This is a genomic window from Sphingobium sp. AP50 (genome assembly GCF_900109095.1).
Lineage (GTDB): Bacteria > Pseudomonadota > Alphaproteobacteria > Sphingomonadales > Sphingomonadaceae > Sphingobium.
In genome coordinates, this window is record NZ_FNYZ01000001.1 from 900,988 (window position 1) to 913,913 (window position 12,926).

The 12,926-nt window shown below is 63.6% G+C and carries 12 protein-coding genes; 9 read left to right on the forward strand and 3 right to left on the reverse strand.

Annotated features, from left to right (window positions below; translation table 11 throughout):
- The first annotated feature begins 73 nt into the window (after positions 1-73).
- Together BMY84_RS04535 and BMY84_RS04540 are read left to right on the forward strand one after the other, a co-directional pair.
- Complete coding sequence (locus BMY84_RS04535; RefSeq protein WP_093081004.1) at positions 74-1,231, forward strand: N-acetyltransferase; 1,158 nt, start codon at positions 74-76, stop codon at positions 1,229-1,231.
- Positions 1,232-1,316: 85 nt separating this feature from the next.
- Positions 1,317-1,499, forward strand: a complete 183-nt coding sequence (locus tag BMY84_RS04540) for a CsbD family protein (RefSeq protein WP_093081006.1) — start codon at positions 1,317-1,319, stop codon at positions 1,497-1,499.
- A 256-nt stretch (positions 1,500-1,755) separates the two neighbouring features.
- Here BMY84_RS04540 and BMY84_RS04545 read toward each other — a convergent pair whose 3' ends face one another.
- On the reverse strand, positions 1,756-3,126 hold the full coding sequence (locus tag BMY84_RS04545; RefSeq protein ID WP_093081009.1) for an alanine/glycine:cation symporter family protein: 1,371 nt from the start codon (positions 3,124-3,126) through the stop codon (positions 1,756-1,758).
- A 214-nt stretch (positions 3,127-3,340) separates the two neighbouring features.
- Here BMY84_RS04545 and glmM point away from each other — a divergent pair, with 214 nt between their 5' ends.
- The 4 genes from glmM (at position 3,341) to BMY84_RS04565 (ending at position 6,445) form a co-directional block, all read left to right on the forward strand.
- Complete coding sequence (gene glmM, locus BMY84_RS04550; RefSeq protein ID WP_093081754.1) at positions 3,341-4,681, forward strand: phosphoglucosamine mutase; 1,341 nt, start codon at positions 3,341-3,343, stop codon at positions 4,679-4,681.
- A gap of 66 nt (positions 4,682-4,747) precedes the next feature.
- Entirely contained in the window at positions 4,748-4,972 is a 225-nt protein-coding gene (locus tag BMY84_RS04555; RefSeq protein ID WP_093081012.1) for a DUF1272 domain-containing protein, read from the forward strand.
- On the forward strand, positions 4,969-5,853 hold the full coding sequence (thiD, locus tag BMY84_RS04560) for a bifunctional hydroxymethylpyrimidine kinase/phosphomethylpyrimidine kinase (RefSeq protein ID WP_093081014.1): 885 nt from the start codon (positions 4,969-4,971) through the stop codon (positions 5,851-5,853). The genes BMY84_RS04555 and thiD overlap by 4 nt, the downstream gene beginning before the upstream one ends.
- A complete protein-coding gene (locus BMY84_RS04565; protein WP_093081757.1) occupies positions 5,846-6,445 on the forward strand; it encodes a ribonuclease HII in 600 nt (199 codons plus the stop codon). Before thiD ends, BMY84_RS04565 begins: the two co-directional genes overlap by 8 nt.
- Before the next feature lie 36 nt (positions 6,446-6,481).
- On the opposite strand, the gene BMY84_RS04570 is transcribed toward BMY84_RS04565, so the two are convergent.
- Both BMY84_RS04570 and BMY84_RS04575 read right to left on the reverse strand, forming a co-directional pair.
- Positions 6,482-8,665 (reverse strand): xanthine dehydrogenase family protein molybdopterin-binding subunit, encoded by a 2,184-nt coding sequence (locus tag BMY84_RS04570; RefSeq protein WP_093081017.1) that lies wholly within the window; start codon positions 8,663-8,665, stop codon positions 6,482-6,484.
- Entirely contained in the window at positions 8,662-9,132 is a 471-nt protein-coding gene (locus BMY84_RS04575) for a (2Fe-2S)-binding protein (RefSeq protein WP_093081021.1), read from the reverse strand. Before BMY84_RS04575 ends, BMY84_RS04570 begins: the two co-directional genes overlap by 4 nt.
- A gap of 258 nt (positions 9,133-9,390) precedes the next feature.
- On the opposite strand from BMY84_RS04575, the gene peaA reads away from it, so the two are divergent.
- The 3 genes from peaA to qhpC are packed head-to-tail and all read left to right on the forward strand — an operon-like array spanning position 9,391 to position 12,925.
- Entirely contained in the window at positions 9,391-11,118 is a 1,728-nt protein-coding gene (peaA, locus tag BMY84_RS04580; RefSeq protein WP_093081024.1) for a quinohemoprotein amine dehydrogenase subunit alpha, read from the forward strand.
- Positions 11,115-12,566, forward strand: a complete 1,452-nt coding sequence (gene peaB, locus BMY84_RS04585) for a quinohemoprotein amine dehydrogenase maturation protein (RefSeq protein WP_093081026.1) — start codon at positions 11,115-11,117, stop codon at positions 12,564-12,566. Before peaA ends, peaB begins: the two co-directional genes overlap by 4 nt.
- Positions 12,563-12,925, forward strand: a complete 363-nt coding sequence (qhpC, locus tag BMY84_RS04590) for a quinohemoprotein amine dehydrogenase subunit gamma (RefSeq protein ID WP_093081029.1) — start codon at positions 12,563-12,565, stop codon at positions 12,923-12,925. Before peaB ends, qhpC begins: the two co-directional genes overlap by 4 nt.
- Position 12,926 lies beyond the last annotated feature (1 nt).

Sequence of the window (12,926 nt, forward strand, 5' to 3'; positions counted from 1 at the left end):
CGTCCCGTGATTGACATTCCGCAAACAAGCGCCGAACTGCACCGCAATCCATTTTTCTTCGAAGGCGGCACCCGTGGCGCATAACGATCTGGTCATTACCCCCGTTTCCGGCAAGGCCGACCTCAAGGCTTTCATCGATCTGCCCTGGCGGCTTTATGCCAATGATGCCAACTGGGTGCCGCCGCTCAAGGCCGAGGTGAAGGAATTGCTGACGCCGGGGAAAAACCCCTTTTTCGGCCATGCCGAGGCGCAATATTTCCTCGCCCGGCGCGGTTCCACCGTCGTCGGCCGCATTTCCGCCCATATCGATCATCTGGCGCTCCAGCAGCCGGTGGAACAGGGCATGGGGCCGGGCACCGGCAATTTCGGCCTGTTCGAGGCGGAGGATGCGGCGGTCGGCGCGGCGCTGATCGCGACGGCGGAAGACTGGCTGCGCGGCAAGGGCATGACCCGCGTGCTGGGGCCGATCTCGCTCTCCATCTGGGAGGAACCGGGCCTGCTGATCGCCGGCCATGATCATCCGCCCACGGTGATGATGGGCCATAACAGCCCCGCCTATCAGGCGATGATCGAAGGCGCCGGCTATGCCCCGGCCAAGCAGCTCAAAACCTATGAACTGGACATCACGAACAGCTTTCCGCCGCTGATCCAGCGCATCGTCCAGTCGGGCCATAAAAACGCGCGCATCACCATTCGCAAGGTCGACAAGTCGAAATTCGACAAGGAAGCCGCGATCATCCTGTCGATCCTGAACGACGCCTGGGGCAATAATTGGGGCTTCGTGCCGATCACGGACGAGGAAGTCGCGCATACCGGCAAGAAATTGAAGCCCATCGTGTTCGAAGATCTGATCATGATCGCCGAACTGGATGGCGAGCCGGTCGCCTTCATGATGACGCTGCCCGACCTCAACGAAGCGACCAAGTCCTTGAACGGCTCGCTCTTCCCGTTCGGCTTCATCAAGCTGCTGAAATGGCTGCGCAAGCCCAAGGCGCACACGATGCGCGTGCCACTGATGGGCGTGGTGCAGCGGCTGCAAAGCTCGCGCATGGCCAGTCAGCTTGCCTTCATGATGATCGAGACGATCCGTCTGGAAGCGGTAGCCCATTATGGCTCGACCCGTGGCGAGATCGGCTGGGTGCTGGACGATAACCAAGGCATGAACGCCATTGCCGACGCCATCAACAGCACGGTGAACAAGATCTACCAGATATACGAAAAGCCGCTGTAAAGCTTTGTTTCGCCTGCGTATCGGCGGCAACCCTTTGTGCAATGCATCGTTGATACTCCAAACCCCCTAGCCAAGGAGTATCGACATGGGCGAAGCAACCGACAAGCTGAAGGCCGCAGGCAACAAGGCCGCTGGCGCCATCAAGGAAGGCATCGGCAAGGCGACCGACAATGAACGCCTGGAAGCCGAAGGCAAGGCGCAGAAGGCCAAGGGCACCGTCCAGGATGTGTCCGGATCGGTCAAGGGCGCGTTCGGCGACAAGATCTGACGCTGAACCGTCTGCACGAAAAAGGCCTCGCTCCTATGGAGCGGGGCCTTTTGCATTTCTGTCCTATAGGACGAGAAATGGCTACTCTGTTGCGAGGGTGCCAATATGTTCATCGTCATTGCGAGCGAAGCGAAGCAATCCACCCGGCACTACGTGGATTGCTTCGCTTCGCTCGCAATGACGAGAATGTTGGAGACTTTCCGATAGGATCACCCGCGCGCAACGAAATGTCACGATTTACGGGAAATATGCGAAGTTAAGCCTCACCCTTCGCCAGATAGTCCCGCACGTCCCGCCGCAATTCCCCGGCGCACAGATAGAGCGCGATGACATTGGGAATGGCCATCAGGAAGAAACTGCTGTCCACAATGCCGACCACCCGGCCCAGATCGATCGCCGCGGCCGGAGGCAGAGCGACGACATAAAGGATCTTGTAAACCCACTGCGCTTTGGGGCCATTGCCGAACAGATAGCCCCAGGCCTGCAAGCCATAAAAGCCCCACGCCACCAGCGTTGAATAAGCGAACAGGAACACCACCACCGCCAGCAGCCAGGGGAACCAGGGCGAAACCTTGGCAAAGGCGGCCGACGTGATCGCAATCCCCTCCAGCCCCGTATTCCATGTCCCCGCGACCACCAGCGCTAGCCCGCCCAGCGCACAGACGATCATCGTGCCCAGCAGCGGTTCCAGCAATGCGACCAGCCCCTCCGACACAGGATGTTCCGCCCGCGCCAGACTATGCGCCATCACCGCAGACCCCACGCCCGCCTCGCTGGCGAAGACCGCGCGCCGCATCCCGGCCACGAACGCGCCGACCGCGCCGCCGGTTGCTGCGCTGCCACTCCAAGCACCATTCCAGATCAGCGCCAGCGCGCTCGGAATTTCGGTCACATGCAGGATCAGGATCGCCGCCACGCCCGCCAGATAGACCGCGACCTTCAGCGGCGTCAGTCGCTTCGACACTTCGCCCAGCCAGGCCGCGCCGCCCAGCGTCACCAGCGCCACGGCGCCCGCCAGAAACACGCCATAGGCCCAGCCATTGGTCAGGCCGGTCACGACCTTCACCTGCGCGAAACTCTGATTGACCTGCACCATCGGGATCGCGCCGAACAAGGCGAAAAAGGCATAGGCGCCGCCCAGCACGATCCCCAGCTTCGGCCAGCCCCGCGCCGCGCCCACGGCCTTGAGCACATACATCGGTCCGCCATGCACATGACCTCGACTGTCGAAGACGCGATATTTCAGGCCCAGTGTCACTTCCGCCATCTTCACCGTCATGGCGAACCAGCCGATGATGAACATCCACAATATCGCGCCTGGCCCGCCCATGGTCAGCGCCACCGCGACGCCCGCAATGTTGCCCAGCCCGATCGTGCCCGACAGTGCGGTGGAGAGCGCCGCCCACTGGCTGACATCGCCCTTCGCCTCGCCATGTTGCGGCTGACTGCGCAGGATGCGGATTGCCCGCCCGACATGGCGGACATTGGGGAAACCCAGCCACAGCGTAAAGAACAGCATCGGCAACGCCAGATAGAGCACGATCAGTTCGATCTGCGCGCCAAACAGCGGCACCTTGAAAAAGACGGCGGCGGACAGGCCGTCGACAAAGGCATTGAAATTTTCCATCCGGCCCGGATGCCTTCGGGGACGCAGATTGTCGACTGAGAAAAACTTGATGCTTCCCCTTCCCGTTCGGCCTGAGTAGGGTCTGAGCGAAGTCGAAGGCCCGTATCGAAGGGTTACACGACGCATGTCCTTCGATACGCCGCTTCGACAGGCTCAGCGGCTACTCAGGACGAACGGATGAGTGGGGAATGACCCCGAGGAAGATGAGAGCTTTGTGAGCAGGCGATATTTCGGCACAGACGGCATCCGTGGCCGCACCAACCAATGGCCCATGACCCCCGACCTGGCGATGAAGGTCGGCATGGCGGCCGGCACCCATTTCCTGCGCGGCAGCCACCGTCACCGCGTCGTCATCGGCAAGGATACCCGCCTGTCGGGCTATATGGTCGAAAATGCGCTGGTCGCCGGCTTCACCGCCGTTGGCATGGATGTGGTCCAGTTCGGCCCGATCCCGACGCCCGCTGTCGCGCTGCTTGCCCATTCGATGCGCGCCGATCTGGGCGTCATGATCTCCGCCAGCCACAATCCCTATTTCGACAACGGGATCAAGCTGTTCGGCCCGGACGGCTACAAGCTGTCGGACGAGGATGAGCTGAAGATCGAGGCGCTGCTGGATCAGGATATCCCGCTTGCCCCCTCCAAGGATATCGGCCGTGCCCGCCGGGTCGAGGATGCCCGTGGCCGTTATATCCATGCGGTCAAGTCCAGCTTCCCGGCCGACCTGCGGCTCGACGGCCTCAAGATCGTGGTCGATTGCGCCAATGGCGCCGCCTATCAGGTGGCGCCCTCCGCGCTATGGGAACTGGGCGCCACCGTCGTCGCGGTCGGCGTTACGCCAAACGGCACCAACATCAATGACGGCTGCGGCTCCACCGCGCCGCTGCTCTTGCAGGAAACCGTCGTCTCTTCGGGCGCGGATATCGGCATCGCGCTGGACGGCGACGCCGACCGGCTGATCGTGGTGGACGAACAGGGCAAGATCGTCGACGGCGATCAGATCATGGCCCTGATCGCCGCCAACTTCGCGCGGGAAGGCACGCTGCGCGGCGGCGGCCTCGTCGCGACGATCATGTCGAACCTCGGCCTTGAACGCTTCCTGACGGGGCAGGGCATTGCGCTGGAACGCACCAAGGTCGGCGACCGCTATGTGCTGGAACGCATGCGCGAGGGGGGCTTCAACGTCGGCGGCGAACAGTCGGGCCACATGATCCTGTCGGACTATGCCACCACCGGCGACGGCACGGTCGCGGCGTTGCAGGTGCTGGCCGCGCTGGTCCGCTCCGGCAAGCCCGCCAGCGAAGTGCTGCACCAGTTCGATCCCGTCCCGCAATTGCTCAAAAATGTCCGCTTTTCCGGCGGCAGGCCGCTGGAACATGACGACGTAAAGCGCGTCATCGCGCAGGCCGAAGCCGAACTGAACGGCGCCGGTCGCCTCGTCATCCGCCCCTCCGGCACCGAACCCGTCATCCGCGTCATGGCCGAAGGCGACCGCGAGGATCAGGTGAAGGATGTGGTCGAACGCATTTGCGCGGCAGTCGAAAAGGCGGCGGCGTGATGACGCATATTCTTCGTCATCCCAGCGAAAGCTGGGGTTTCACTTCTTCTTCCCGGCGGTTCGATCATGCTTGAAATGCGCCCCGATTGCGAACGCTGCGGCGTCGATCTGCCTGCCGACGAACCCGGCGCCTTCATCTGCTCCTTCGAATGCACATATTGCGCGCCCTGTGCGGAGGCGCTGGATGATCGCTGCCCCAATTGCGGAGGCGAACTGATGGATCGTCCGTCGCGTGTCGGCAAAGCGCTGGCCAATAACCCCGCCTCGACGGAGCGGCATTTCAAGGGATGAAGTCTGCCCGCATCCTCATCATCGCCGGCTCCGACAGCGGAGGCGGCGCCGGCATTCAGGCGGACCTCAAGACCGTGACCTTGCTCGGCGGCTTCGGCATGACGGCGATCACTGCGATCACCGCCCAGAACACGCTGGGCGTGCAGGGCGTCCACCCGATCCCCACCGACATGGTGCTGGCCCAGATGGAAAGCTGCATCAGCGACATCGGCGTCGACGCGGTGAAGATCGGCATGATCGGCAGCGCGCAGACGGCCAATGCCGTGGCCGATCGCCTCGCACGACTGAGCAATGTGCCGATCATCTTCGATCCGGTCATGGTCGCGACCAGCGGTTCGCTGCTGGCCGATGACGCGACCATCGCTGCCTTCGAAAAGCTGATGCAGGTCGCCACCGTCATCACCCCCAATGTGCCGGAACTTGAAGCGTTGACTGGCCAGGGCATCCTAGATCTCGATGCACTGGAGGACGCCGCGCAATCCCTGCGCGAACGCACCGGCGCGGTGATCCTGGCAAAGGGGGGGCATCTGCCGCAGCAGGCGGAGGATGATCGCCCGCTAATCCACGACCTGCTGGTCGATGAGGATATGGTCGCCGACTTTTCGATCAAGCGGATCGAGACGCGCCACAGTCATGGCACGGGCTGTACATTGGCGAGTGCCGTTGCGACCGGACTAGGCGGCGGCCTGTCGTTGGCGGATGCGGTTGATCGGGCGGAAGCGTTCGTCGCGAGTGCGCTCGTCGCCGCGCCGGGCCTAGGGCAGGGCCATGGTCCCATGGGGCATGCGCTGGGACTGACGCCTTTCTATCACCTGCTCGCTGCGAAGGATGGCGATGGCTGGGACGCGGCGGCCTTCGCTGCGCGTTATTCCGATGCCTGATTTCGCGCATGAAGCGCTGCACCATCCCGGCCTCGTCGCCGGGGTGGACGAAGCGGGTAGGGGACCGTTGGCCGGCCCCGTGGTCGCCGCCGCTGTCATATTGCGGGCGGAGGATTGCCCCGATGGCCTCAACGACTCCAAGCAACTCAGTGCAAAGAAGCGCGCTATGCTGGAAGGCGAGATCAAGGCGCGGGCCCTCTGCTGGGGCATCGGCATCGCGAGTGTCGAGGAAATTGACGAGATCAACATCCTCTGGGCGACGATGCTGGCCATGACCCGCGCGGTCGAGGCGCTGAGCCGTGACTGCGCGCATGTGCTGGTCGATGGCAATCGCTGCCCCCAATGGCGCTGGGCCTCCACTGCGATAGTGGAGGGCGACGCCAAATGCCTGTCGATCGCGGCCGCCTCCATCCTTGCCAAGGAAGAGCGCGACCGGATGATGATCGCGGCGGCGGCCGACTATCCCCATTATGGCTGGGAAACGAACAAGGGCTATGGCAGCGCCAAGCATATGGCGGCGTTGCGCACCCACGGCCCGACCCCGCTCCATCGCCGCAGCTTCGCCCCGGTGGCGCAACTGACCTTGCTCTGAAGCGACTATGATCGGCCCGATACTGCCGTAGCAGAGTCAGGCCAGCATCTCCGCCGTCACCGGCAGGCTGCGAATGCGTTTCCCGGTCGCGGCGTGAATCGCGTTGACCAGCGCCGGGATGACCGGCGGCAGCGCGGGTTCTCCAAGGCCGGTGGGCGAATAGGGCGTCTTCACGAACTCCACGATGATTTCCGGCGCGTCGTTGATCCGCAGGAAGGGGTGGGTATCGTAATTGGCCTGTTCGACCGCGCCATCGACCTGGGTGATGATCTGCCCGGCCAGCGCCTGCCCCAGCCCCTCGATCACCGATCCCTGCGCCTGATGCAGGGCGTTGACCGGGTTGATGATCTGGCTGCCGACATCGCCCGCGACCCAGACGGTCTTCACCTTGGGCATGCCATCGACGATCGCGACTTCCAGCACCTCGGCGAAATAGCCCATATGGCTGTAATAGAAGGCAAAGCCCTTGCCGGTCCCCTTGGGTAAAGCCTTGCGGTCCGCCCAGCCGCCCATGGCGACGGCCTTTTCGATCACGCCCCTAGCGCGGCTGGTGACGAAGGGCGGCGCGTTCGGGCCACGCGGCAATTCGCGCGGTTCGCCCAATATCTCCAGCATCAGCGTCGGTAGATCCTTTCCCGCTGCATCCGCCACTTCATCCAGAAAAGCCTGATAGACGAAGGCCAGAGCGTTGGAGCCGGGCGCGCGCAACCAGCCCGTGGGCATGTTGGTGGTCAGGAAACTCTGTTCCAGCAGAACATTGTCGATCAGCCCGGCGGGCAGTTCGCTGGCGGGCATTTCCGCCGATCGCACCGGCTTGCCGTCCTTGCCGAAGGTCACGAAATGATCGTGGAAGCCGGTCAAGGCGCCATCCTTGTCCAGCGCCGCGCGGAAACCGTGCCAGCCGGCCGGGCGGTAAAAATCCCGCTGGATATCCTGTTGCCGGTTCCACAGCAGCTTGACCGGCGTGCCCGGCACTTGCGCGGCGATCGATGCCGCCTGCACCATATAATCGTTCATCAGCCGCCGACCGAATCCGCCCCCGATGCGGGTAAAGTTGATGCGGATCTTTTCGGGCGGCAGGTTCAGCGCCTTGGCCACCAGCGCGCGCCCGCTTTCCGGATTCTGCGTCGGCGCCCAGATTTCGACGGCGCCATCCTGGAACAGGGCCGTGCAGTTCTGCGGTTCCAGCGTGCCATGCGCCAGAAAGGGATAGCTGTAATCGGCGCTGACCGTCTTCGCTGCACCGGCAAAGGCGGCGGCGACGTCTCCGGTCCGCACGATGTCGCCATCGGCCTTGCCCTTGTGCCGTTCGGCCGCCTGCGCGGCATAGGCTTCGGTGGAAAAGCCGCTGACGGCGCTCACATCCCAGTCGACCTTCAGCGTCTCGCGCGCCTGATTGGCGGACCACCAGCTTTTCGAGAGGATGGCGACACCATCGAACCCGGATTCGGGCGTGCCATCGCCCTTGATCGTCAGGACATGGGTGATGCCGGGCAGCGCCTTCACCGCATCCAGATTGGCCGATTTATAGATGCCGCCATGCGCCGGGCAGGTTTCCAGCACGGCGTAGAGCATGTTCGGCAGCTTGAAATCGATCCCGAACAGGGGCTTTCCCGTCACGATGGCAGGCGTATCGACGCCGCCGATCGACTGGCCGATGATGCGGAAATCCGCCGGGTCTTTCAGTTTCAATGTTGCGGGATCGGGGGCAGGCAGTTTCGCCGCCGCCACCGCCAGCGACGCATAGGTCGCCGATTTCCCCGATTTCGGATCGGTCACGATGCCGCCCGCCACCTTCAGCGTTTCCGGCGCCACGCCCCAGCCTTGCGCCGCCGCCGCGACCAGCATCGCGCGCGCTGCTGCGCCCGCCTGCCGCGTGGGCAGCCATTCGCGCGGCGTGGTGCGGCTGCCGCCCGCGCTCTGCCCGCCGAAAATCTTGGCGTCGGCATGGGTCTGTTCGATCGTCACCTGCGTCCAGTCGACGTCCAGTTCCTCGGCGATCAGCATCGGCAGCATCGTCTTGGCGCCCTGGCCGATCTCCGCATTTTTCGCGCCGATGATGACGCGATTGTCGGGCAGGATGCGGATGAAGGCGGTCAGAATCACCGGCGTCCCGTCCGCCGCACGGGCGACCGGCATATTGAGGTCGAACAGCAATCCGCCGCCTGCCAGCAGCGAAGCAGAGATGAAGCCCCGGCGGGATAAAGTGGCCGCGCTCATGCCTTGGCCTCCATGATGCCGGCCGCGTCCTTGATCGCAGCGCGGATACGGACATAGGTGGAGCAGCGGCACAGATTGCCCATCATTGCCGCGTCGATCTCCTCGTCGCTGGGCTTGGGCGTGGTGGCGAGCAAGGCGGTGGCGCTCATGATCTGTCCGGCCTGGCAATAGCCGCATTGCGGCACGTCCAGCTTAATCCAGGCGGCGGTGATGCGCTTGCCCGGATCGCTCTTCTGCACGCCCTCGATCGTGGTGATCGCCATGCCGTTCACATCGCCCAGCGGCGTCTGGCAGGATCGCACCGCATCGCCGTCCAGATGCACTGTACAGGCGCCGCACAAGCCAGCGCCGCAGCCGAATTTGGTGCCGACCATGTCCAGATCTTCCCGCAACACCCACAGCAGCGGCTTGGCCGGATCGCCATCGACCTGCCGCTTTTCCCCATTCACCGTGAAGCTGACCGCCATATGCCTACCCTGTCTCTTTTCCCTGCCGCCATTCAATGCCGATCCGCCCCCTCCTGTCCAGTCGGATCAGGGCAGCGGCATTCGGACATGGCCTGGACCAGCAGTGTAGCGGAATAAAAATCATGACAATCGTCAAATTTTATATGGCGGATTATCATGAGGCTGTACGTTATCGAAAATGTGACGCCGTAAGAGCGTCTGCCGAGGCTTTCGATATGCACCCAAGGCAAAATGTCGGGTGCGAAGGGGGACATAAGGGTGAAGCGGCTTCCCGTCACGAAGTTGGGCCTGCTGGCGCTGTTTTCCGCGTCGGTCGTATTCGCGCAGGGCGATAACGGCCCGGACAGCGCCACCATGAAAGAGACGGAAGCGGGCATCCCCGTTGCGGACCCGCTGGTGAAGGAAAAATGCGGCAGCTGTCACAGCGCCGATGACAAGGGCAACTTGTCCCGCATCAGTTGGGTCCGCACTACCCCGGAAGGCTGGGCGCAGGCGATCAAGCGGATGGTGCGCCTCAACGGCCTGGACATCACGCCGGAGGAAAGCCGGTCGATCGTCAAGTCTCTCGCATCCTCCCATGGCCTTGCGCCCGAAGAAGCCCGGCCGGTCATGTATCTGCCCGAAAAGCGGATCATCGACGAGGCCCTGCCCAATGAGACGATGCGCGGCGCCTGCGCTTCCTGCCATGCCTATGCGCAGCCCTTGTCCTGGCGCCGGTCGAAGCTGGAATGGAAGACGTTGCAGGATCTGCACGTCGCCCTCTATTCGCAAGCCGATGCCCAATATCGTCGCCCGGCCGAAGATGCGGAACAGCCCGCCGGTCGCGATCCCAAGGACAAGCTGACGCGCGGCGAATATGCGCTGACCTACCTGCCCAAGGTGGCGGGCCTCCACACGCCCGAATGGGCGGCGTGGAGCGCACGCCAGCGCACACCGCGCCTTGCCGGCGAATGGCTGGTGGTCGCGTCGGTGCCGGGGAAGGGCAAGTTCGTCGGCGAACTGAATGTCGCGCCGGGCAAGGCCGCCGATGAATTCACCACCAGCGCGACCATGCGATCCTTGACCGACGGCGCTGCGATCAGCCGCACCGGCACCGGCATCCTCTATGCCGGCTATAGCTGGCGCGGTTCGTCCAAGGGCGGAGCGACTGCGGCAAAGCCCGACGATCTGGGCAGCGCAGCGCGCGAGACGTTGTGGTTCGCGCCCGACCAGCAGAGCGCACAGGGCCGCTGGTTCTGGGGCGAATATCAGGAATTCGGCTATGATGTGAAGCTGGTCCGCGCGACCGCCGCGCCGACGATCCTGGCGGTGACGCCGGGACCGGTGAAGGCCGGGACGAAGGGCGTGCAGCTTCGCATCCTCGGCAACAATCTGCCCGCCGCGCCGACCGCCGCCGATATCGATCTGGGCGCAGGCGTCACCGTGACGAAGATCGTCTCGGCCAGCCCGAAGGAACTGGTCGTGACCGCTGACGTGGCGTCCGCCGCGCCATCGGGCCAGCGCGACGTTGCGCTGGCCGGTGCCGTGCTGGAACAGGCTTTCCCGGTCTATCGCAATATCGACTATATCAAGGCGACGCCGGAAACCGCGCTCGCCCGGCTTGGCGGCATCAAGTTTGCCAAGGGATATCAGCAGTTCGAAGCGATCGGCTATGATAATGGCCTAGACGGCAAACCCAACACCGGGGACGATGTGGCATTGGGGCCTATCGAGGCCGACTGGGCGATGCAGGAGTTCATGACCGTCTCCTATGATGACGACATGAAATATGTGGGCGCGCTCAGCCCCACCGCTTTCTTCACTCCCGGCGAAGAAGGACCGAACCCCGCTCGCCGCTTCGCCCGCAACAATTATGGCGAGGTCTGGGCGGTCGCTACGGCGAAGAGCGCGAAGGACAAGTTCGGCAAGCCCTTGAGCGCTCGCGCCTATCTGGTCGTGACCGTCCCCATGTATCAGCGTTTCGATCAGCCGGAGGTGTCGCGATGACCGTGATGCAGGCCCTGCCTGCCTATGCAAGGGCGGAATATCATGGGTTCGAAGCCGGCGGCAGCCAGTTCGTCTATCTGGTGAGCGCCGGCGCAATCTTCGAAATCGATGCCGATGTGCAGGCGGTCCTCTCTCGCCTGGACGGGCAGGAACTGACCCATGCGGCGCTCATCCGCGAACTGGTGGCCGATGGGCGCGAACCCGCTGACGCCGAAGCGCTGGTGCGGGAACTGCGCGCCGCGCGACTAATCCAACTGGGCGTTGCCGCGCCGGTCATGCCATCGGCCCCGCCCGCCGATTTCCCGCTTCAGGCGCTGGTGCTGAACGTCACCAACCAGTGCAATCTTGCCTGCACCTATTGCTATGAATTCGGCGCGGACAAGATCGCCACGCCGGCGGGCAAGCCCAAATATATGACGCTGGAAACGGCGAAGGCGTCGGTCGACCTGCTGATCGCCGAAGCGGTCGGGCGCAAGGCGGTGCATATCACCTTCTTCGGCGGCGAAACGCTGATGAACTTCCGCCTGCTGCGCGATGTGGTGGACTATGCCAATGAAGCGACGGCGGCGGCGGGGAAGGGGATCACCTACAGTCTCACCACCAACGCCACACTGCTGACGCCGGATATCGTCACCTTCCTGTCCGATAACCGGATCGGCGTCACCGTCTCGATGGATGGTCCGCCGGAAGTGCAGGACAAGCATCGCGTCTACAAGAATGGCAAGGGCAGCTATGCGGTGATCGAACCGCGCCTGCGCACCCTGATCGCCCACCACAAGACCCGCGCCATCACCGCCCGCGTGACGCTGACCGAAGGTGTGACGGACGTGGTGCGCATCTTCCGCCATCTGAAGGACGAATTGGGTTTCCACGAAGTCGGCTTCGCCCCCGTCACCACGGGCGAGGAGCGCGCCTATTCGCTGGATGCCAACGGTATGGACAGTGTGCTGGCGCAGTTCACCGCGCTGGCCGACGAATGGCTCGACTATGCCCTGCGTGGGCAGGTCCATGGTTTCACTAATGTCAGCGAGACGATCAGCGAACTGATTTCCGGCGTCAACAAATCGCATCCCTGCGGCGCGGGCCTGGGCCTGATGGGGGTCAGTCCGTCGGGCGACCTGTCCCCCTGCCATCGCTTCACCGATGCCGACACGCACACGATGGGTCATGTCTCCAGCGGTATCGACCGGGCCAAGCAAGGCGAGTTCCTGAAAAAGGGCCATGTCGAGGCGAAATATGACTGCCAGAGCTGCTGGGCGCGGCCGCTCTGCGCGGGCGGATGCCATCATGAGGCCTTCGTCCGCTATGGCGACACCGGCCATGCCAACCTTCATTATTGCGACTGGATACGGCAATGGACCGACACCTGCCTGCGCATCTACGGCGTGCTGGCGGTGCAGAATCCCGGCTTCCTCGAACGCTTCGCTGAACGAAAGGGCCTGTCATGAAGCATCTTCGTGCCATCAATAAAAAGGCGCGCGCGATCGACGAGGCGGTGGCCGAGATCGAGGCGGCAGCAGCGCAGACGCCCGCAGACATGGAGGAGGATGTCGTCGCCCTCCAGCAGCAGCCCCGCCCGCATGTGCCGATGGGCTGCACTTTGTCCTTCTCTCCGGGCTGGGAAGTGGATGCCGGCGGCGGCACGGCGGGCCTGTGCCAGCCGGTCGAACGCGACATTTACGACTGTTACGTCACCTGCTTCTGGCCGGTACAGGTGCCCGACCATGTGAATTACTCGCCCGACTGGGCCAGCAACTGCGCCACGGCCACCAAGGACTGGCGCAATCTCGACCTCGTTTTTCCGTGAG

Coding starts and splice junctions, on each gene's coding strand:
- thiD (WP_093081014.1), top strand. CDS start 4,969: ATGAAGTCTGCCCGCATCCTCATCATCGCCGGCTCCGACAGCGGAGGC.
- BMY84_RS04570 (WP_093081017.1), bottom strand. CDS start 8,665: ATGAGCGCGGCCACTTTATCCCGCCGGGGCTTCATCTCTGCTTCGCTG.
- BMY84_RS04545 (WP_093081009.1), bottom strand. CDS start 3,126: ATGGAAAATTTCAATGCCTTTGTCGACGGCCTGTCCGCCGCCGTCTTT.
- BMY84_RS04565 (WP_093081757.1), top strand. CDS start 5,846: ATGCCTGATTTCGCGCATGAAGCGCTGCACCATCCCGGCCTCGTCGCC.
- BMY84_RS04540 (WP_093081006.1), top strand. CDS start 1,317: ATGGGCGAAGCAACCGACAAGCTGAAGGCCGCAGGCAACAAGGCCGCT.
- peaB (WP_093081026.1), top strand. CDS start 11,115: ATGACCGTGATGCAGGCCCTGCCTGCCTATGCAAGGGCGGAATATCAT.
- BMY84_RS04555 (WP_093081012.1), top strand. CDS start 4,748: ATGCTTGAAATGCGCCCCGATTGCGAACGCTGCGGCGTCGATCTGCCT.
- BMY84_RS04575 (WP_093081021.1), bottom strand. CDS start 9,132: ATGGCGGTCAGCTTCACGGTGAATGGGGAAAAGCGGCAGGTCGATGGC.
- qhpC (WP_093081029.1), top strand. CDS start 12,563: ATGAAGCATCTTCGTGCCATCAATAAAAAGGCGCGCGCGATCGACGAG.